The sequence below is a fragment of the Pseudomonas sp. LBUM1646 genome (assembly GCF_059716165.1).
Window position 1 is genome coordinate 5137710 of the sequence record NZ_CP166810.1, and the last position, 20698, is coordinate 5158407.

Consider the following 20698-nt stretch of genomic DNA (forward strand, 5'->3'; position numbering starts at 1 on the left):
TCTGCAACGCGGTGTGTCGGGTAACCGTGACTCTGTAGGAGCAAAGCTTGCTCGCGATGGCGGTGTATCAGGTAAACCGCTATCGCGAGCAAGCTTTGCTCCTACAGGGGGACCGATTCACGGGGTGCGGTTACGCCGGGTTTCGATGATGTTCGGCAACTGGGAAATTCGCCCCAGCAACCGACCCAATGCATCCAGGCCCGGAATCTCGATGGTCAGGGACATCAACGCGGTGTTGTCCTCTTTGTTCGAGCGGGTGTTGACCGCCAGCACGTTGATCCGCTCGTTGAGCAGCACTTGCGACACGTCACGCAGCAAACCGGAACGGTCGTAGGCGCGGATGATGATGTCCACCGGGTAGGTGAGCACCGGCACCGGGCCCCAGCTGACCTGGATGATCCGCTCTGGCTCGCGCCCACCCAGTTGCAGCACCGAGGCGCAGTCCTGGCGGTGAATGCTCACACCACGGCCCTGGGTGATGTAACCAACAATCGCATCCCCCGGCAATGGCTGGCAGCAGCCGGCCATCTGGGTCATCAGGTTGCCGACGCCCTGGATCTGAATGTCGCCGCGCTTGCCGGGCTTGTAGCCGGTGGCTTTGCGCGGGATCAGTTCGAGCTGCTCGTTGCCGCGTTCCGGCTCGACCAGTTGCTGCGCCAGATTCACCAGTTGCGCCAGGCGCAAATCGCCGGCACCGAGGGCGGCGAACATGTCCTCGGCGGTCTTCATGTTGGCCTTTTCGGCCAACTTGTCGAAATCCACCGCGGGCAGGCCGAGGCGCGTGAGTTCGCGCTCGAGCAAGGTTTTACCGGCCGCGACGTTTTGATCGCGGGCCTGCAATTTGAACCAGTGAACGATCTTCGCCCGCGCTCGCGAGGTGGTGACGTAACCCAGGTTCGAGTTCAGCCAGTCACGACTCGGGGTGCCGTGCTTGCTGGTGATGATCTCAACTTGCTCACCGGTTTGCAGGCTGTAGTTGAGCGGTACGATGCGCCCGTTGATCTTGGCACCGCGGCAGTTGTGACCGATTTCAGTGTGCACGCGGTAGGCGAAGTCCAACGGCGTCGAGCCCTTCGGCAAGTCGATGGCGTGACCGTCCGGGGTGAAGATGTAGACCCGGTCCGGTTCGATGTCGACGCGCAGTTGATCCGCCAGGCCGCCGATGTCACCGAGCTCCTCGTGCCACTCGAGAACCTGACGCAACCAGGAGATTTTCTCTTCGTATTGGTTGGAACCCGCCTTGACGTCGGTGCCCTTGTAGCGCCAATGCGCACACACCCCCAGCTCGGCTTCTTCGTGCATCGCATGGGTGCGGATCTGCACTTCCAGCACTTTGCCTTCCGGGCCGATCACCGCGGTGTGCAGCGAGCGGTAGCCGTTCTCTTTCGGGTTGGCGATGTAGTCGTCGAATTCTTTCGGGATGTGTCGCCACAAGGTGTGGACGATGCCGAGCGCGGTGTAGCAGTCGCGCATTTCCGGCACCAGCACGCGAACGGCACGCACGTCGTAGATCTGGCTGAACTCCAGACCCTTGCGCTGCATTTTGCGCCAGATCGAATAGATGTGTTTGGCCCGGCCGCTGATGTCGGCATCGACGCCAGTGGCGGTCAATTCGTTTTTCAGTTGGTTCATCACGTCAGCGATGAAGCGCTCGCGATCCAGGCGCCGCTCATGCAGCAACTTGGCAATCTGCTTGTACTGGTCGGGTTCAAGGTAACGGAAGGACAAGTCCTCCAGCTCCCACTTGATATGACCAATACCCAGGCGATGAGCCAGCGGCGCATAGATGTCGAAGACTTCACGGGCCACGCGGTTGCGTTTTTCGTCGTCGGCGGTTTTCACCGCACGGATCGCGCAGGTGCGTTCGGCCAGTTTGATCAGCGCGACGCGTACGTCGTCGACCATGGCGACCAGCATCTTGCGCAGGTTTTCCACCTGGCCCTGAGTGCCCAGCACCAGGGATTGACGGGGGCTCAGGCTGGCGCTGATCGCCGCCATGCGCAACACGCCGTCGATGAGTTTGGCGACCACCGGACCGAAGCGCTGGCTGATTGCCGGCAATTCGATCTGGCCTTCGCGCACGCCGCGATACAGGATCGCGGCGACCAGCGAATCCTGATCGAGTTTGAGGTCGGCGAGAATTTCGGCGATCTCAAGGCCCGTGCGGAAACTCGAGGTCCCTTCGGACCAGAGGTTTTTCGCCGCATTGGCTTGCTGTTCAGACGCACGAGCGAACTCGCACGCTTCTTTCAAGGCTTCGCGATCCAGTGCCTGATCGACAGTGACCGCGTGATCGAGCCAAGCCTCGAGATTGATACTGCCGTCGGTGTTGATCGGCTGGTGTGCTCTCACCTGTACCATCTTGCTTTACCTTCCCTACGACGCAGATTCAATGCGTCAAATCGCTGACCTTCATTGCCCGTGAGCCCGCGCCGGGCGAGTGCGCGGCGGCTGCACGGGCGGCCAGTCGGACCAGACGAGCCATCCTAGCTCGCTTCAAATAACGCCATGGCCTCGACATGTGCCGTCTGAGGAAACATATCGAGAATCCCGGCACGTTTTAACCGGTAGCCCTGCTTGATCAATTCGACCGTATCGCGCGCCAGAGTTGCAGGGTTGCACGACACATACACCAACCGTTCGGCGCCCAGGGACTTGAGCTTGCGCACCACCTCAAAAGCACCGTCGCGCGGTGGGTCCAAGAGTACCGCACAAAAGCCTTCGCGCGCCCATTCGGCATCAGCCAAAGGCTGGGATAAATCGGCCTGAAAAAACTTCGCATTATGCAGATTGTTGCTAGCGGCGTTTGCAGCGGCCCGCTCGACCATCGCCTGCACGCCTTCCACCGCCACCACTTCGCGGACGGTCTTGGCCAGCGGCAAGGCAAAGTTGCCCAAGCCGCAGAACAGATCGAGGACACGCTGACCGGCTTCAGGTTTCAGCCAATCCAGAGCCTGGGCAACCATTGCTTCGTTAACCCCGGCGTTGACCTGGATGAAATCCCCCGGCCGATACGCCAGGTTCAAATCCCACTGTTCCAGGCGATAACCCAGCGACTGATCGACATCGACCGGTTGCGGTTCGCCGTCGCCATGCAGCCACAATTGGGCTTCATGGAACGCGCAGAAATCCTTGAGGATCGTCATATCGGCGTCGGACAACGGCGCCATGTGCCGCAGCAATACCGCCAGCGATGAGCCACTGAACAATTCCACATGCCCCAGCGCCTGAGGTTTGCTCAAACGACGGAGCATCTCCGGCAAGCGGGTCATGATCGGTTGCAAGGGCTGTACCAGCACTGTGCATTCGGTAATCGCGACGATGTCCTGACTGCCCGCAGCACGGAAACCGACTTCGAGTTTTTTCGCCTTCATGTCCCAGCGCACCGCCACTCGGGCGCGACGGCGGTAACCGAATTCCGGACCGCTCAACGGCGCTGCCCACTCTTCAGGTTCGACACCGGCGACCTTGGATAATTGCTCGGCGAGCATGCGCTGTTTCAGGGCGAGTTGTTCGTTGTGGGGCAGGTGCTGCACGCTGCAGCCGCCGCAGCGACCGGCATGCGGGCACGGTGCCGGGCGACGCAGTTCGCTGGCCTGGAACACTCGCTCGGTGCGCGCCTCGACCACTTTGCCGTGGGCATTGAGCACCCGCGCCTCGATTTCTTCACCGGCCAAGGCGCCGATGACGAACCAGGTGCGACCTTCGAAAAACGCGATACCGCGACCGTCATTGGCCAGGCGCTCGATGCTCAAGCGCTGCTTTTTGCCGGTCGGAATTTGCGGGGCTTTGCTGCCGCCCGTGGGTTGGAAGCGCAGGCCTCTCTCTTGCTTGGCCATCAGTTGGGCGCATCGAAAATGCCGGTCGACAAGTAACGGTCGCCACGGTCGCAAATGATCGCGACGATCACCGCGTTTTCAACTTCTTTGGAAAGGCGCAGCATCGCTGCCACCGCACCGCCCGAGGACACACCACAGAAGATGCCTTCTTCGCGGGCCAAGCGACGGGTCACGTCTTCGGCTTCGCTTTGCGCCATGTCGACGATGCGGTCGACACGATCGGCTTGATAAATCTTCGGCAGGTATTCCTGCGGCCAGCGACGGATACCCGGAATCGCCGAGCCTTCCATCGGTTGCAGGCCAATGATCTGCACGTTGTCGTTCTGCTCTTTCAAGTAGCGCGACACGCCCATGATGGTGCCGGTGGTGCCCATCGAACTGACGAAATGCGTGATGGTGCCCTCGGTCTGGCGCCAGATTTCCGGGCCGGTAGTGGTGTAGTGCGCCTCGGGATTATCACCGTTGGCGAACTGATCCAGCACCTTGCCACGGCCTTCGGCTTCCATACGCTGAGCGAGGTCGCGAGCGCCTTCCATGCCTTCTTCCTGGGTCACCAGAATCAGCTCGGCGCCATACGCCGTCATCGCGGCTTTACGTTCGGCGCTGGAGTTGTCCGGCATGATCAGGATCATCTTGTAACCCTTGATCGCGGCGGCCATGGCCAGCGCGATCCCGGTGTTACCCGAGGTCGCTTCGATCAGCGTATCGCCGGCGTGGATCTGCCCGCGCAACTCGGCGCGGGTGATCATCGACAGCGCCGGCCGGTCCTTGACCGAACCCGCCGGGTTATTCCCCTCGAGCTTGAGCAAAAGGGTGTTGCTGGTGGCGCCAGGCAGGCGCTGCAAACGAACCAGCGGAGTGTTGCCGACGCAATCGGCGATGGTTGGGTACTGCAAGGTCATGGCGTATTCGCAATCCAGACTGCGGGGGCGCCTATCATACCGGCAAACGTTCGCAGGCCATATCACGCAAAGTGTGGTGCTTATGGCTTATGGGAATAAGCGGCCGGATCAGTCCTCTAGCGTTGACCACCGCTCCTGAATCGCCATACGCAGGTAAAACTCACGTTCTTCCGGGAGCTTGCTCTGAGTCAGGATCAGCAGGTTGTGGGTCCAGGGCAATAGTGTCAGCAGTGCTGACACTTTTTCATCGCCCCGATAAGCCTCGTAGAATTGGCGCATACGGAACAAATTACGTCGGGTAAAGCCACGCAACCCAGGCTGAGTCTGGGCCAGATGCTCAGCCAACTGACTGACCACGGAATCCCCCCACTCAGCCAGTTCAATCTTGCGACTGATATAAGCACCGACCTGCCAGTACAACTCGATAAGTTGGGTATTTACCGCCTGAATGGCCTGCTGCCTGGCACCGTGAATCAGCGTAAGCACTTCATTGAAACGGTCATCGGTTGTGTTGCCGGAAACGCTGGGTGCATTCATGCCCAACTCCTTGAGGATGAGTAAAAGCGGGAGCTTAAACCGTCAAGAAAGCTTTAAGGCGCCGTCAAAACCCTTTAGGAAATGTCGTACAGAAACATAGGAACGCTCCGGCAAAACCAGAACGATGGGACTCATGATCACCAGCAAATAATTCTGAGTGGCCGATTACTCAAGATTGCCTCGCCAGGGGCACCCAGGGTTTGCCCAGCCGGTAAAAGCGCCGATCCAGCCGACGAATAACGAGATCAATTTTACGAAGATTGCCCGCAAGCAAATCGCTACACTGCGCAGGTGGTGCGTGCCGGATGCACGCGCGGGTCCAATAAATAGCGGGATGCAGGAGAGATGCGTGCTCAAGAAACTGGGAATTAAAGGCCGCGTGCTGTTGCTGACCTTGCTGCCGACCAGCCTGATGGCGCTGGTGCTGGGCGGCTATTTCACCTGGATGCAGCAATCGGACCTGCAAGCCCAACTCATGCAGCGTGGCGAAATGATCGCCGAACAACTCGCGCCGCTGGTGGCCCCGGCCATGGGCCACAAGAACACTGACCTGCTGGAACGAATCGCCACCCAATCGCTGGAGCAGACGGACGTGCGCGCGGTGACCTTCCTCGCCCCCGACCGCACACCACTGGCCCACGCCGGCCCGACCATGCTCAATGCAGCACCGATCGGCAACAGCTCGCAGATGCTGCGCCGCAGCGGCAATGACGCGACTCGCTACTTGCTGCCGGTGTTCGGCAAGCACCGCAACCTGGCCGGCGACCTGATTCCCGACGAAGCTGACCGTCTGCTCGGCTGGGTCGAACTCGAACTGTCCCACAACGGCATGCTGCTGCGCGGTTACCGCAGCCTGTTCGCCAGCCTGTTGTTGATCGGCGCCGGTCTGGCCGGCGCGGCGCTGCTGGCCCTGCGCATGGGCCGCACCATCAACCGGCCGATCAGCCAGATCAAACTGGCGGTGGCGCAACTCAAGGACGGTCACTTGGAAACCCGCCTGCCGCCCCTCGGCAGCCAGGAACTGGATGAACTGGCGTCGGGCATCAACCGCATGGCCGGCACCCTGCAAAACGCCCAGGAAGAATTGCAGCACAGCGTCGATCAGGCCACTGAAGACGTGCGCCAGAACCTGGAAACCATCGAGATCCAGAACATCGAACTGGACCTGGCGCGCAAGGAAGCCCTGGAAGCGAGCCGGATCAAATCCGAGTTCCTGGCCAACATGAGCCACGAAATCCGCACGCCGCTCAACGGCATTCTCGGTTTTACCCACCTGCTGCAAAAAAGCGAGCTGACCCCGCGCCAGCTCGATTACCTGGGCACCATCGAAAAGTCCGCCGACAGCCTGCTGGGGATCATCAACGAGATTCTCGACTTCTCGAAAATCGAGGCCGGCAAACTGGTGCTCGACAACATTCCGTTCAACCTGCGCGACCTGCTGCAGGACACCCTGACCATCCTCGCCCCGGCCGCCCACGCCAAACAGCTGGAGCTGGTGAGCCTGGTGTATCGCGACACGCCGCTGTCGCTGGTCGGCGATCCGCTGCGCCTCAAGCAGATCCTCACCAATCTGGTCAGCAACGCGATCAAGTTCACCCGCGAAGGCACCATCGTCGCCCGGGCCATGCTTGAAGAGGAACACGAAGACAGCGTGCAACTGCGCATCAGCATTCAGGACACCGGCATCGGCCTGTCGAACCAGGACGTGCGCGCCCTGTTCCAGGCGTTCAGCCAGGCCGATAACTCGCTGTCGCGCCAACCGGGCGGCACCGGTCTGGGGCTGGTGATTTCCAAGCGTTTGATCGAGCAGATGGGCGGCGAGATCGGCGTCGACAGCACGCCGGGGGAAGGCTCGGAATTCTGGATCAGCCTGAGCCTGCCGAAAACCCGCGACGACGCCGAGGACCTGCCCGGCCCGCCGTTGCTCGGGCGTCGCGTGGCGGTGCTGGAGAACCACGAGCTGGCCCGTCAGGCGTTGCAGCATCAACTGGAAGACTGCGGCCTCGAAGTCACGCCGTTCAACACCCTGGAAAGTTTGACCAATGGCGTCACCGGCGCCCATCAGACCGAACAGGCGATTGAACTGGCGGTGCTTGGCATCACCAGCAACGACATGCCGCCGGAGCGCCTCAACCAACATATCTGGGACCTTGAACACCTGGGCTGCAAAGTCCTGGTGCTGTGCCCGACCACCGAGCAGACGCTGTTCCACCTCTCGGTACCCAACCCCCACAGCCAGCTTCAGTCGAAACCGGCCTGTACCCGCAAATTGCGTCGAGCCTTGTCCGATCTGGTCAACCCGCGCCCACAGCGCAGCGAACCCGGCGAACCGGTATCCAGCCGTGCGCCGAAAGTACTGTGCGTCGACGATAACCCGGCCAACCTGCTGCTGGTGCAAACCCTGCTCGAAGACATGGGCGCCAAGGTCCTTGCTGTGGAAAGCGGATACGCCGCGGTCAAAGCGGTGCAGAACGAGACTTTCGACCTGGTGCTGATGGACGTGCAGATGCCCGGCATGGACGGGCGCCAGAGCACCGAAGCGATTCGCCAGTGGGAAAGCGAACGGCATTGCACGCCGCTGCCGATCGTGGCCCTCACCGCCCACGCCATGGCCAACGAAAAACGCGCACTGCTGCAAAGTGGCATGGACGATTACCTGACCAAACCCATCAGCGAACGGCAACTGGCCCAGGTGGTGTTGAAATGGACCGGCCTGGCCCTGCGCAATCAAGTGCCGGAGCGTTCCAGCGATAGCCATGGCGGCAGTGAATTGCTGGTGCTCGATCACGAAGAAGGCCTGCGCCTGGCGGCCGGCAAGGCCGATCTGGCGGCGGACATGCTGGCGATGTTGCTGGCCTCGCTGGAAGCCGATCGCGAGGCGATTCGCGTCGCCCGCGAAGCCAACGACCAGAATGCCTTGATCGAACGGGTCCATCGCCTGCACGGCGCCACACGTTACTGCGGCGTTCCGCAACTGCGTGCCGCCTGCCAGCGCAGTGAAACCCTGCTCAAGCAACAGGATCCGAAAGCCCTGGCGGCACTCGAAGAACTGGAACGCTCGATCAATCGCCTGGCGGCGCAGGCCCGCATCAGCGCCTGATCCAGCGCAATAACACCCCTCTCCCGGATTGCTACGATCCCTGTAGCAGCTGGCGAAGCCTGCGTTCGGCGACGAAGTCGTCGTCAATCCGGCATACGCGGTCTGCTTGACTCACCGAGGTGGCTGATTTTACGACGGCTTCGCCGCCGAACGCAGGCTTCGCCAGCTGCTACAAGGCTCTTCAAGGAGGACACGATGATGCGCACGATTCTGTTCAGCAGCCAGACCTACGACCGCGACAGCTTTCTTGCGGCCGATGTGCCCGCCGGCATCGAGTTGCAGTTTCAATCGGCGCGCCTGAGCCTCGACACCGTGGCGCTGGCCGAGCAGCACGAAGTGGTGTGCGCCTTTATCAACGATGACCTCAGCGCCCCAGTGCTCGAACAATTGGCCGCCGGTGGCACGCGCCTGATTGCCCTGCGTTCGGCCGGTTACAACCATGTCGACCTGGTCGCGGCGAAACGCCTGAACCTGGCCATCGTGCGCGTGCCGGCCTACTCGCCCCACGCCGTTGCCGAACACGCGGTGGCGTTGATCCTCGCGCTGAACCGGCGCCTGCACCGCGCCTACAACCGCACCCGCGAAGGGGATTTCAGCCTGCACGGGCTGACCGGTTTCGACCTGGTGGGCAAGACCGTCGGCGTGGTCGGCACCGGACAGATCGGCGCGACCTTCGCGAAAATCATGAACGGGTTTGGCTGCCAGTTGCTCGCCCACGATCCCTACCCCAATCCACAGGTCGAAGCCCTCGGCGCGCGCTACCTGAGTTTGCCGCAGCTGTTGGCCGAGTCGCAGATCATCAGCCTGCACTGCCCGCTCAATCAGCAGAGCAAACATTTGATCAACCGCGAGTCACTGGCGCACATGCAACCGGGGGCGATGCTGATCAACACCGGGCGCGGCGGCCTGGTCGACACGCCGGCGCTGATCGACTCCTTGAAGGACGGGCAATTGGGCTATCTGGGGCTGGATGTGTATGAAGAAGAGGCGCAGTTGTTCTTCGAGGATCGCTCGGACCTGCCGCTACAAGACGATGTGCTGGCGCGGCTACTGACCTTCCCGAACGTCATCATCACCGCGCACCAAGCCTTCCTGACGCGCGAAGCGTTGGGCGCGATTGCCGCGACCACCTTGCAGAACATCGCGGCCTGGGTGGCCGGCGCGCCGCAGAATCAGGTCGAAGGCTAGATCTTCGAGATCAGGATCATCAATCCTAGCCAACCGAAGCCGATCAGGCGCTGTTGCAGGGAATGCCCGGGACGCAGCAAAAACCAGACAAAAAACGGTGGCAATAAAAACACCATGATTTTCAGCCAACCTTCCACCGGACGTGGCCACGTGTCGGCTGCCGGCGCATTTACTGCTGGCACTGCTGGCACGCCTCGGCGTCGGTGCCGGGAAACAGGCGCGGGTGGAACCTCGGGGGTTGGCTCAACCTCCGGTGCCGGTTCGGCCACGGCAAACGAAACCTCGGGGACGTGCGCATCCCGCGGCAACTGTCCGAAGGAGATCGGAGTAGCCCTGGAGGTGGTCGCTGGCTCCGCCGCCAACGGTGCGCCGCAATGAATGCAGGTGTGTGCCGTAGAGCTGATGCTCTTTTTGCATTCAAAACATTCGGTCCAGGCCATTTCCATTCCTTAGGGGTGCAAAAGCGGCAGTGTGCCATGAGTGCAGGGGGGATTTGAACCTGATCGAAGGTCACATGCCCGCGCCATGCTGCGTTGATGCCCGTGCTAGCATACCGCGCATATTTGGAGGACCCATGGTCGAACACGATTTCCGCTATACCCTGATGAACCCGCAGCACACCCTGACCGAATGCCGCGCCCTGGTGCCGGGGCGTTATCAAGTCACCGGCAATGGCGGCTCGATTCGCAATAATGACGTGCTGGTGGTCACCCTCAAAGGTGCCAAGGACTTGTCCATGCGCCTGACCGTCGAAACCGTTCGCCACCTGATCAACCCGCCCGGCCAATGGGTCGCGGTGGCCAGTGGTCCGGTGTTTGGCGAACTGGCGATCCACACCTGGAAGGTCAACTGCGACAGCTGCTCCAAAGAACTGAGCTTCGAGTTCGCGGTCGACGCCAAGCTGGGCAACAAGGCCGAAAAGCCTGCCGCTACCGCGCGGGTTGCCGAGTTGGGCTGGACCACCGTTGGCGAGAAACACCTGTGCCCGAAATGCCAGGAGCCTGCGTGATGAAACACCTTGCCCTGGCGGCCATGGTGGGCGCCAGTCTGATGGGCTGCGCCGCCGAACCGGTTCAACTGCAACACAACCGCAGCTACATTCTGGAATGGATCGGCGAACGTCCGTTGATGGACTACAGCCACCTGACCATCACCCTGGGTGAGGACGGTCGCGCCTACGGCAACGGCGGCTGTAACCATTGGTTCGCGCCGTACACCCTGGACGGCGACAAACTGAGCTTCGGCAAAGTCGGCAGCACCCGCAAACTCTGTGCACCAGCGTTGATGGAGCAGGAAAAGCGTTTCCTGCAGGCGCTGGAAAATGTGCAGCGCTGGGACATTTCCCCGATCGACCAGATGCGTTTCTGGCCGGCCGAAGGCAAGCCGTTGCGTTGGTGGCTTGAAGAGGGTTGATTCCCTCCTCCGCGATCGCTGATCGACCGATCGTTCCCACGCTCTGCGTGGGAATGCATCAAGTGACGCTCTGCGTCACAGGGACGCGGAACGTCCCGGGCGGCATTCCCACGCAGAGCGTGGGAACGATCTGACACCGACTTAATTAGTCGCCTTCAACTCTTCCAGCTTCGCCATCACCCCCGCCGCCGTCTGCTCACCCATCAACTGTTCCCGCACCTTGCCCTTGTCATCGATGATGTACGTCACCGGTAACGCTTCACTGCGAGGCAAATCGAACAGCTCCGCCGGGTCCTGGGCGAGAACGGTGAACTTGATCCCCAGTTTTTCACTGGCGCTTTTCAGCTCTTCGCCCTGCACATTGTCGAAGTTGACCCCGAACACGCCGATCTTCTTGCCCTTGAGCTGTTCGGCCAGGTTATTCAGTTCCGGGATCTCGGTCCGGCACGGGCCACACCACTCAGCCCAGTAATTGAGCACCAGCCATTGTTTGTCGAGACGCCCCGCCGATACTTTGTGACCGTCCTGGTCAATGCCATAGTCGTTACCGCAGCCCCCCAGCATCAGCGCCCCGATGATCGCCAACGCCGCTGCCAATCGCCTATTCATATCGTGATCCTTGTTCAAAATTGAATGCGCCTGCGACCCATCGCCTCCCGAGGTTCTGGATTGCGCGCTGCACAGTTAGAATAGCCGCCACCTTACGCAAGATGCGACCCGCACATGACCGATCTGACGCTTTATCACAACCCGCGCTGCTCGAAATCCCGCGGTGCGCTTGAACTGCTCGAAGCCCGTGGCCTGACCCCGACCGTGGTCCGCTACCTCGAAACCCCGCTGGACGCCGCGCAGCTCAAGAGCTTGCTGGGCAAACTCGGCATCAACGCCCGACAGTTGCTGCGCACCGGTGAGGACGAGTACAAGACCCTCAACCTGGCCGACGCGACGCTGAGCGAGGCGCAATTGATCGCAGCCATCGCGGCGCACCCGAAACTCATGGAGCGGCCGATCCTGGAAGTCGGCGACAAAGCCGTCATCGGCCGTCCACCGGAGAATGTGCTGGAGTTGTTGCCGTGAGCGCGCCGTACATTCTGGTCCTGTATTACAGCCGCAGCGGCTCGACCAATGAAATGGCCCGGCAGATTGCCCGCGGCGTCGAGCAGTCGGGCATGGAAGCACGCCTGCGTACCGTGCCGCCGATTTCCACCGAATGCGAAGCCGTGTCGCCAGACATCCCGGACGAAGGCGCGCTCTACGCCAGTCTCGACGACTTGAAGAACTGCGCGGGCCTGGCCCTCGGCAGCCCGACCCGATTCGGCAACATGGCGGCGCCGCTCAAGTACTTTCTCGACGGCACCAGCAACCTGTGGCTGACCGGCGCCCTCGTCGGCAAGCCGGCCGGGGTGTTCACTTCCACCGCGAGCCTGCACGGCGGCCAGGAAACCACGCTGCTGTCGATGATGTTGCCGTTGCTGCACCACGGCATGCTGATCACCGGCCTGCCCTACAGTGAATCGGCCTTGCTGGAAACTCGTGGCGGCGGCACGCCTTATGGCGCCAGCCATCACGCTGGGGCCGATGGCAAACAGGGTTTGAATGAGCATGAAGTCGCACTGTGCCGGGCCTTGGGCCTGCGCCTGGGCAAGACCGCACAGAAACTGGAGGGCTGACATGGCCAAGAAGCCGAAGATTCTGCCCTCGATCGAATGGCTCGAACCGCGGGTCCGGGCGATGCGCGCGGTCAGCCTGCTGTGCTTTTTCGGTCTGGTGGGTTTGCTTTGCGCTTACTACCTGCTGGTCGCCGACCTGCATGGCGCACGGCCGTGGGTGATTTTGCTGATCGAACTGGTGCCGCTGCTGTTGCTGGCGCCGGGAATGATTGTCGGCAGCGCGCGCGGGCATTCATGGATGTGCTTTGTGGTGAACCTGTATTTCATCAAGGGCGCACTCGCCGCGTACGACCCGAACCGGCAGCTGTTCGGGTTGCTGGAGATGGGCGCGAGCCTGGCGGTGTTTTGCTCGGCGTTGTTGTATGTGCGGTGGCGGTTTCAGTTGAATCGCAAGCTTGCTGGTGAAGGCGAGATTAGCGTCGCCTGACTGCCTACAGTGATCGTTCCCACGCTCTGCGTGGGAATGCATCAGGTGACGCTCCGCGTCACAGGGACGCGGAGCGACCCGGGCGGCATTCCCACGCGGAGCGTGGGAACGATCAATGGGAACGATCATCCGCGTTAATGATTCACGGTGTACGCGAGCATCATCGAAATCTGGCTCATCGCCCGCCCGCCACTCTGTTCATGCCACTGGTTGAACACGTCCTGCACCAACGCCAGGTCCCGCTGGCTGGTCGGCACCTTGTCGACGATCTTCTGCGCATTTAACCCCGCGACCACGTCATAGCTCGGCACAAACGTATCCTTGCCGACCATGCGCAAGAAGCGTGGCGCCGACAATCCGCCCAATTGATGACCGCGCTTTTTCAGGAAGGTCCACAAGCCAACGATGTCGGTCACCGGCCATTCGGCGATCAGTTCGCCGAAGCTGCCCTTTTCATGGGCCACGTCGAGGATGAATTGCGCATTGCGCGGCACGCTCTTGAGCTTGCCCAGGTGACGGATGATCCGTGCGTCCTGCATCAGGCGCTCCAGGTGCTCGGCACTCATCAGCACGACTTTTTCCGGGTCGAACTTGAAGAACACTTCTTCGAAGGACGGCCACTTGGCGTCCACCAGGCTGTGTTTGAGCCCGGCACGGAACACTCGCAGCGCCATGGTCGAGAGGTAGCGGTCGTCGCTGATCTTGCGCAATTGCGCCGGGGTCTTGGGAACCGGCAGATGGGCTTCCAGTTCAGCCGCCGAACCGAAGCGGTTCAGACAGTACTCGTGCAGCCACTTGTAATCGCGCATGCCCTCTCCTGAGCAATGAAATAAAAACGGCGCCCGCGAGCGCCGTTTGTCTGAGTGGTTCGAACCGTCAGAGGTTCACGACATTGACGAACCGCGAAGCGGCGGTTTCATCGATGCGCAGGTGGGTGAAGTCGAACAGGTTGCGGTCCGCCAGTTGCGACGGCTGCACATTTTGCAGGCTGCGGAAAATACTGTCGACGCGGCCCGGGGTCTTGCGCTCCCACTCTTGCAGCATGTCCTTGACCACCTGGCGTTGCAGGTTTTCCTGGGAGCCGCAGAGGTTGCACGGGATGATCGGGAATTGCTTGAAATCCGCATAGGCCTGGATGTCTTTTTCGTTGCAGTAGGCCAGCGGGCGGATCACCACGTTGCGCCCGTCGTCGGCGCGCAGCTTGGGCGGCATGGCTTTGAGCGAGCCGTTGAAGAACATGTTGAGGAAGAACGTCTCGACGATGTCGTCGCGGTGGTGACCGAGGGCCATCTTCGTTGCGCCGATTTCATCAGCGAAGGTGTACAGCGTGCCGCGACGCAGGCGTGAGCACAGCGAGCACGTGGTCTTGCCTTCCGGGATCAGCTCCTTGACCACCGAATAGGTGTCTTTCTCAACGATGTGGTACTCGACGCCCAGCGCTTTCAAATAAGCCGGCAGTACGTGCTCGGGGAAACCGGGCTGCTTCTGGTCCATGTTCACGGCGACAATGTCGAACTTGATCGGGGCGACCTTCTGAAAGTGCATCAGCACGTCGAGCATCGTGTAACTGTCCTTGCCACCGGACAGGCAGACCATGACCTTGTCGCCGTGTTCAATCATGTTGAAATCGGCAACAGCCTCACCGGCCTGGCGGCGAAGGCGCTTTTGCAGTTTGTTCTGGTTGACCGTAAGAGTGCCCATGACGCGAAATCCGTGAGGTGTGACGAAAGGCCGGCATTTTACGCAAAAACTTCCCGTCGGCGAAGAGTCCGGCGATGGGCAGAATCTCTGCGCCTACGCGCTCTTTGTAGCAGCTGGCGAAGCCTGCGTTCGGCTGCGCAGCAGTCGTCAGTCCAGCTTATGCGATTTGCCTAATGCACCAAGGTCGCTGATTTTACGACTGCTGCGCAGCCGAACGCAGGCTTCGCCAGCTGCTACACAGATTGCGTCATGTCAGCACTGCCCATTTCAACAGACCCTACGGCGATTAAGCCCCGTGTTTACAGCGCGATTTGCTCTAACGCCCTGCAACCTGCGCCGGCAACTCCTTTCTATACTGCGACATAAGGTCGCACACATATTCAGACCTTTACTTACTTGGCCACTTTGGCCCGTAGGCGCTCCGCTGGGGGGCGATGGTAAAAACAAGAGGAGTGACTGGCATGATCCATCACGTAGTGGGGCTCTTCACCCACCCCGACCAGGAATGGAAAGAAATTCGTGGCGACCAAGAGGAAAGTATCAGCCACATGTACCTGACCCACACGCTGATTCTGGCGGCGATTCCCGCCGTGTCGGCCTTTATCGGCACCACCCAGGTCGGCTGGGTCATTGGCAGCCGGGCGCCGGTCATGCTCACGACAGAGAGTGCGCTATGGATGACGATCATGTCGTACGTGGCGATGCTCGGTGGCGTGGCAGTGATGGGCGCGTTCGTCCACTGGATGGCCCGCACCTATGATGCCAATCCGAGCCTGGCCCGTTGCGTCGCATTTGCCACCTACACCGCGACACCGCTGTTCGTTGGCGGGTTGGCGGCGTTGTATCCACACATGTGGCTGGGGATGGTCGTTGGCACGGCCGCCATCTGCTACACGGTGTACCTGCTGTACGTGGGTTTGCCGACCTTCATGAACATTCCATCGGACGAGGGCTTCCTGTTCTCAAGTTCAGTGCTGGCTGTAGGCCTGGTGGTGCTGGTAGCCATCATGGCATTTACCGTTATTGTCTGGGGACTCGGCGTGGGGCCGGTCTATACGAACTAGCTTTTCATACAACAAGATCTGCCAATACAGGCCGCCGCAAGGCGGCCTTCTAATTGGTATGGGGGGACGACCATTCGGCGCCTTACTGATTCGCAAGTCCCGAGGGTTGCGGCATACTCGACGTCTCTGGAGATCCATCAAGCATGCCCGAGCAACTCAATACCCGCGTCGAAGACTGTTACCAACAAGCCGAAACCTTTTTCAAACGACCTTTCAAACGCCCCGTGGTGAGCCTCAAGCTGCGCGGTCAGAAAGCAGGTGTCGCGCACCTGCACGAGAACCTGCTGCGCTTCAATCCGCAGTTGTACCGGGAAAACACCGAAGACTTCCTCAAGCAGACCGTGGCCCATGAAGTCGCGCACCTGATCGCCCATCAACTGTTCGGCGACCGTATCCAGCCCCACGGCGAAGAGTGGCAACTGATCATGCGCGGTGTGTACGAACTGCCGCCCAACCGCTGCCACACCTACGACGTCAAACGCCGCAGCGTGACCCGCTACATCTACAAATGCCCGTGCGCCGACAGCGATTTCCCGTTTTCGGCCCAGCGCCATGGTTTGGTACGGCAGGGGCGGCGGTATTTGTGTCGCAGATGCCGCAGCACATTGGTATTTAGTGGCGAGATGCGGGTCGAGTGACCGCATGATCCGGCATGATCGTTCCCACGCTCTGCGTGGGAATGCATCCCGTGACGCTCTGCGTCACAGTGGACGCAGAGCGTCCATGGCGGCATTCCCACGCGGAGCGTGGGAACGATCAACTGACGACTTTCGCCGCTCGCAATTCCTCGATCCGCTGTGCAGTGAATCCCAACTCCCCTAACACCTGATCCGTATGCGCCCCCACCGCCGCCCCGATAAACCGAGGCTGTGGCAACCCCTCGGAAAACCTCAACGGACAGGCCATCTGTTGCTGACTCGATCCATCCCCCCGAGGCACCTCAGTCACCACGCCACGCGCCTGCAACTGCGGATGCCGCACCGCCTCGGCCACACTCAACACCGGCTCGACACACGCATCGACCCCGGCAAACAACGCACACAATTCGGCAAAGTCGTGCTTCTCGAATTCCATCTTCAACTCATTTTTCAACGCCTGTTGCCGCTCGGGTTTGGGCGACAAACCCTGGGCGGCCAGTTCCGGGCGCCCCAGCGTCGCACACAGTTGCTGCATAAATGGCGGCTCCAGGCTGCCCACCGACAACCAACGACCATCCCGCGAGCGGTAATAATCGTAGAAGCTGCCGCCATTGAGCATCTGCTCTTCCCGCCCCGGCTCCACGCCACAAGCCAGATACCCGGCGCCGGCCATCGCGTTCAGGCTGAAGGCGCAGTCGGTCATGCTCACATCCAGGTGCTGCCCCTGCCCCGTCTGTTGCCGGGCGATCACCGCCGCCAGCAGGCCAATCACCCCGTGCAGCGAGCCACCGGCAATGTCCGCCGCTTGAATCCCCAACGGTAGCGGGCCGCTGTCGGCGCGGCCGGTGTAGCTCGACAGGCCCGCCAGCGCCAAGTAGTTGATGTCGTGCCCTGCGCGGTCCTTATAGGGGCCGGTCTGGCCGTAGCCGGTGATCGACACGTAAATCAGCTTCGGATTGATCGCCTTCAACGCTTCATAACCCAGGCCCAAGCGCTCCATCACGCCGGGGCGAAACTGCTCCAGCACAATGTCGTGGTCCTGCAGCAGTTGCTTGATCACCTCCAGCGCCTCGGGTTGTTTGAGGTCCAGGGCCAGGCTGCGCTTGTTGCGGTTCAGATAAGCGTGGCTGGCGGAGACGCCCTGGTCGTGGGGCGGCAGCACCCGCAGCAGGTCCATGCGAGTCGGCGATTCGATGCGCAGCACCTCGGCCCCCATGTCCGCCAGCAACAACGAGGCGAACGGCCCCGGCAGCAGTGTCGAGAAATCCAGAACCTTCAGTGATGCCAATGGACCGAGCATGGGTGTTCTCCGTAAACGATGCCTCCAGACTAGGCAGCCGATGGCATTGCAGCAATCACCTGATGTGTCAGCAACGGTGACCGTTACGCTCAAACCGCAGGCATGAAAAAACCCGCCGAAGCGGGTTTTTCATTACAACGCGCCTTACTTGACGTTGCTTGGGGTTGGGCCTTCGGCCACACCCAGGTCGTCTTCTACGCGTTCGTCGGAGATACCGCGACCGCCAGACGCCAGCTCGGCTTGCATCACGTCGGTGTCCAGTTCCTTGACCCACTTGGCGACCACCAGGGTGGCAACCGCGTTACCCACAAGGTTGGTCAGGGCACGGGCTTCGGACATGAAGCGGTCGATGCCGAGGATCAGCGCCAGACCGGCAACCGGCAAGTGACCAACGGCCGACAGGGTCGCGGCCAGTACGATGAAGCCCGAACCGGTCACGCCAGCAGCGCCTTTGGAGGACAGCAGCAACACCACCAGCAGGGTGATCTGGTGGGTGATGTCCATGTGGGTGTCGGTCGCCTGAGCGATGAACACGGCCGCCATGGTCAGGTAGATCGCAGTACCGTCGAGGTTGAACGAGTAACCGGTCGGGATCACCAGCCCCACGACAGATTTCTGTGCGCCCAGACGCTCCATTTTGATCAGCATGCGTGGCAGTACCGACTCCGAAGAAGAAGTACCCAGCACGATCAGCAGCTCTTCACGGATGTAGCGAATCACTTTCAGCACGCTGAAACCGTGAGCGCGAGCGATACCGCCCAGCACTATCAGCACGAACAGCAGGCAAGTGATGTAGAAGCAGGCCATCAACTGACCCAGTTGCACCAGCGAGCCGACACCGTAGGCACCGATCGTGAAGGCCATGGCACCGAAGGCACCGACTGGCGCGAGCTTCATGATCATGTTGATGATGTTGAACATCACGTGAGCGAAGCGATCAATGAAGTCCAGGATCGGCTTGCCGTAGGCACCCAGGCGATGCAGGGCGAAACCGAAGATCACCGAGAACATCAACACTTGCAGGATATCGCCGGTGGCGAATGCACCGAAGATGGTGTTCGGGATCACGTTCAGCAGGAAGCCAACGACGCTTTGATCAGCACCGGCGGCAACGTATTGAGCGACTTTGGAGGCATCCAGCGTCGTTACATCAATGTGCATGCCGGCGCCCGGCTGGACGATGTTGACCACCACCAGGCCGACCAGCAAAGCGATGGTCGAAACGATTTCGAAGTACAGCAGCGCGTAACCGCCGGTCTTGCCGACCGATTTCATGCTCTGCATGCCCGCGATACCGCTGACGACGGTGCAGAAGATGATCGGGGCGATGATCATTTTGATCAGTTTGATGAACCCGTCACCCAGTGGCTTGAGGGCCACACCGGTCTGCGGGTAGAAGTGACCGATCAAAATACCGATGATGATGGCAACGATCACCTGGAAATACAGGGATTTGTACAGTGGCTGACGAGTCGTCATTGCAAAGTTCCTCAAGAGTGCCCCATGACAACATCCATCTGTTGCCCAAGACACTTCAATTGCGAACCCTCCTGCACTGGAGGGATTTGTTTTTGTCGAGCTGCGCAACGGCAGGCATCTGCCGGTTGTATCGCAAAGCCCGTGCCACCTTAGCCGAATCACCTGCAAGCCTTTTGACATCAAGGGCTGTAGGGTTTTCTTTATCACCGGTTAGTTACAGCAATGTGGCGGATTCCCGCCGTTCCTACAAACCTCGTCCTACAATTTGGCGGATATCCGCCTTGTTCCTCGACAAGCCCTGCCGCTACCATCGGCCGCTTAATGGACGGACCTGCCCTGCTATGCGAGAACGCACCATCGCCAGTCATTTCGCCCGTGCCGCCCTCGGTGGCGCGCGGCGGCGTGGTTATGATTATTCCGGCCTGTTGTTACAACTGGGGATCGGCTCCGAGTTGCTCGACGAGCCGCGGGCACGCATCGCGCCGGAGCAATTCACCCGGCTGATCCAGAGCCTGTGGCTGGCGCTGGACGACGAATACCTGGGATTCGGGCAGGCGGCGAGCAAACCCGGCAGTTTCGCCATGATGTGTCATGCCCTGATCCACTGCCGCAACCTCGATAAAGCACTGCAACGCGGCTTATTGTTTTATAGCCTATTCCCCGAGGCTCCGCGCCTGACCCTGAGCCATGAAGGCGAAATGATTCGCCTGAGCCTCGACGATTCGCAGCTGTGGGACCCGGATCACTTTCTCAGCGAAAGCCTGCTGATGATCTGGCATCGATTGGGCAGTTGGCTGATTGGCCAGCGCATTCGCCTGGAACAAGCCACCTTCAGTTACGCGAGACCCGAGCATGGGGCGGAATACGATCTACTGTTTCCCTGCCCCTTGGCGTTTTCAACGCAACAGAGCAGCCTGCTGTTTCACAGCCGCTACCTGGCCATGCCGTTGTTGCAGGACGAGCGAACGCTCAAGCATTTCCTCGAACGCTCCCCCGCCGACCTGCTCTCACGCCCGGATGACGGCGACAGTTTGAGCAGCCAGTTGCGCCGCTTGCTCAGCCGCGACAGTTCACGCTGGCCAGACCTGGAAGCCGTCGCCGCGCACCTGCACATCAGCCCGCAAACCTTGCGCAGGCACTTGCGAGAAGAAGGCAGCAGTTTTCAGGAATTGAAGGATCAGTTGCGCCGGGACATTGCGATTTATCACCTGGGGCGCGCGGATCTGTCGTTGCAACAGATTGCCGAGCAGCTGGGGTTTTCCGAGCCTTCGGCGTTTCACCGGGCGTTCAAGAAGTGGACGGGGCTTACGCCGGGAGCCTACCGCGCCCAAGAGAATTGAGTACATGCCGATCGTTCCCACGCTCCGCGTGGGAATGCAGCCCGGGACGCTCCGCGTCCCATCAACAGCCGAACGCGGAGCGTCCGTTGAGGCATTCCCA

19 protein-coding genes and 1 pseudogene are annotated in these 20698 nt (G+C 60.7%); 10 read left to right on the top strand and 10 right to left on the bottom strand.

Features of this window, described 5'->3' with window-relative positions; genetic code table 11:
- Positions 1-117: 117 nt before the first annotated feature.
- The 4 genes and pseudogenes from relA to ACA071_RS23390 form a co-directional block, all read right to left on the bottom strand.
- Entirely contained in the window at positions 118-2361 is a 2244-nt protein-coding gene (gene relA, locus ACA071_RS23375) for a GTP diphosphokinase (protein ID WP_497641323.1), read from the bottom strand.
- A 125-nt stretch (positions 2362-2486) separates the two neighbouring features.
- Positions 2487-3839: a 23S rRNA (uracil(1939)-C(5))-methyltransferase RlmD gene (gene rlmD / locus ACA071_RS23380; RefSeq protein WP_497641324.1), complete on the bottom strand. Its 1353-nt coding sequence runs from the start codon at positions 3837-3839 to the stop codon at positions 2487-2489.
- Positions 3839-4741, bottom strand: a complete 903-nt coding sequence (gene cysM, locus ACA071_RS23385; protein ID WP_169374307.1) for a cysteine synthase CysM — start codon at positions 4739-4741, stop codon at positions 3839-3841. The genes rlmD and cysM overlap by 1 nt, the downstream gene beginning before the upstream one ends.
- Before the next feature lie 114 nt (positions 4742-4855).
- A pseudogene (locus ACA071_RS23390) lies at positions 4856-5278 on the bottom strand (DUF1016 N-terminal domain-containing protein); the annotation flags it as partial.
- A 349-nt stretch (positions 5279-5627) separates the two neighbouring features.
- Here ACA071_RS23390 and ACA071_RS23395 point away from each other — a divergent pair.
- Positions 5628-8378 carry a response regulator gene (locus ACA071_RS23395; RefSeq protein ID WP_497641325.1) on the top strand — a complete coding sequence of 917 codons (2751 nt, stop codon included), beginning with the start codon at positions 5628-5630 and terminating at the stop codon, positions 8376-8378.
- A 198-nt stretch (positions 8379-8576) separates the two neighbouring features.
- Positions 8577-9566, top strand: a complete 990-nt coding sequence (locus ACA071_RS23400) for a 2-hydroxyacid dehydrogenase (protein ID WP_497645374.1) — start codon at positions 8577-8579, stop codon at positions 9564-9566.
- Here ACA071_RS23400 and ACA071_RS23405 read toward each other — a convergent pair.
- Positions 9563-10006 (bottom strand): hypothetical protein, encoded by a 444-nt coding sequence (locus ACA071_RS23405; protein WP_497641326.1) that lies wholly within the window; start codon positions 10004-10006, stop codon positions 9563-9565. The genes ACA071_RS23400 and ACA071_RS23405 overlap by 4 nt on opposite strands.
- A gap of 134 nt (positions 10007-10140) precedes the next feature.
- On the opposite strand from ACA071_RS23405, the gene ACA071_RS23410 reads away from it, so the two are divergent.
- Positions 10141-10575, top strand: coding sequence for a hypothetical protein (locus ACA071_RS23410; protein WP_497641327.1), 435 nt, complete (start codon positions 10141-10143; stop codon positions 10573-10575).
- A complete protein-coding gene (locus ACA071_RS23415; RefSeq protein WP_497641328.1) occupies positions 10575-10979 on the top strand; it encodes an META domain-containing protein in 405 nt (134 codons plus the stop codon). Before ACA071_RS23410 ends, ACA071_RS23415 begins: the two co-directional genes overlap by 1 nt.
- Positions 10980-11120: 141 nt before the next feature.
- On the opposite strand, the gene ACA071_RS23420 is transcribed toward ACA071_RS23415, so the two are convergent.
- Positions 11121-11588 (bottom strand): TlpA disulfide reductase family protein, encoded by a 468-nt coding sequence (locus ACA071_RS23420; RefSeq protein ID WP_497641329.1) that lies wholly within the window; start codon positions 11586-11588, stop codon positions 11121-11123.
- Between the two features lie 114 nt (positions 11589-11702).
- Between ACA071_RS23420 and arsC the strand changes: the two genes are divergently transcribed.
- From arsC to ACA071_RS23435, 3 genes are read left to right on the top strand one after another with little or no spacing between them, the layout of a single operon-like run.
- Complete coding sequence (gene arsC / locus ACA071_RS23425) at positions 11703-12056, top strand: arsenate reductase (glutaredoxin) (RefSeq protein WP_497641330.1); 354 nt, start codon at positions 11703-11705, stop codon at positions 12054-12056.
- Positions 12053-12649: an NAD(P)H:quinone oxidoreductase gene (gene wrbA, locus ACA071_RS23430; protein ID WP_133840441.1), complete on the top strand. Its 597-nt coding sequence runs from the start codon at positions 12053-12055 to the stop codon at positions 12647-12649. The genes arsC and wrbA overlap by 4 nt, the downstream gene beginning before the upstream one ends.
- Position 12650: 1 nt before the next feature.
- Positions 12651-13076 (top strand): DUF2069 domain-containing protein, encoded by a 426-nt coding sequence (locus ACA071_RS23435; protein ID WP_123509979.1) that lies wholly within the window; start codon positions 12651-12653, stop codon positions 13074-13076.
- A gap of 134 nt (positions 13077-13210) precedes the next feature.
- Here ACA071_RS23435 and ACA071_RS23440 read toward each other — a convergent pair whose 3' ends face one another.
- Positions 13211-13885, bottom strand: a complete 675-nt coding sequence (locus ACA071_RS23440) for a DNA-3-methyladenine glycosylase I (protein WP_054054851.1) — start codon at positions 13883-13885, stop codon at positions 13211-13213.
- Between the two features lie 67 nt (positions 13886-13952).
- Positions 13953-14777 (bottom strand): tRNA 2-thiocytidine(32) synthetase TtcA, encoded by an 825-nt coding sequence (ttcA, locus tag ACA071_RS23445; RefSeq protein WP_497641331.1) that lies wholly within the window; start codon positions 14775-14777, stop codon positions 13953-13955.
- Positions 14778-15238: 461 nt separating this feature from the next.
- On the opposite strand from ttcA, the gene ACA071_RS23450 reads away from it, so the two are divergent.
- Both ACA071_RS23450 and ACA071_RS23455 read left to right on the top strand, forming a co-directional pair.
- The gene (locus ACA071_RS23450) at positions 15239-15841 is read left to right on the top strand and encodes a Yip1 family protein (protein WP_133840438.1); all 603 of its coding nucleotides are present in this window, start codon (positions 15239-15241) and stop codon (positions 15839-15841) included.
- Between the two features lie 143 nt (positions 15842-15984).
- Entirely contained in the window at positions 15985-16479 is a 495-nt protein-coding gene (locus ACA071_RS23455; protein WP_497641332.1) for a SprT family zinc-dependent metalloprotease, read from the top strand.
- A 118-nt stretch (positions 16480-16597) separates the two neighbouring features.
- On the opposite strand, the gene ACA071_RS23460 is transcribed toward ACA071_RS23455, so the two are convergent.
- Positions 16598-17779, bottom strand: a complete 1182-nt coding sequence (locus ACA071_RS23460; RefSeq protein WP_497641333.1) for a CaiB/BaiF CoA transferase family protein — start codon at positions 17777-17779, stop codon at positions 16598-16600.
- Between the two features lie 144 nt (positions 17780-17923).
- Entirely contained in the window at positions 17924-19258 is a 1335-nt protein-coding gene (locus ACA071_RS23465; protein ID WP_497641334.1) for a dicarboxylate/amino acid:cation symporter, read from the bottom strand.
- A 341-nt stretch (positions 19259-19599) separates the two neighbouring features.
- Between ACA071_RS23465 and ACA071_RS23470 the strand changes: the two genes are divergently transcribed.
- Positions 19600-20598: an AraC family transcriptional regulator gene (locus tag ACA071_RS23470; protein WP_497641335.1), complete on the top strand. Its 999-nt coding sequence runs from the start codon at positions 19600-19602 to the stop codon at positions 20596-20598.
- Positions 20599-20698 lie beyond the last annotated feature (100 nt).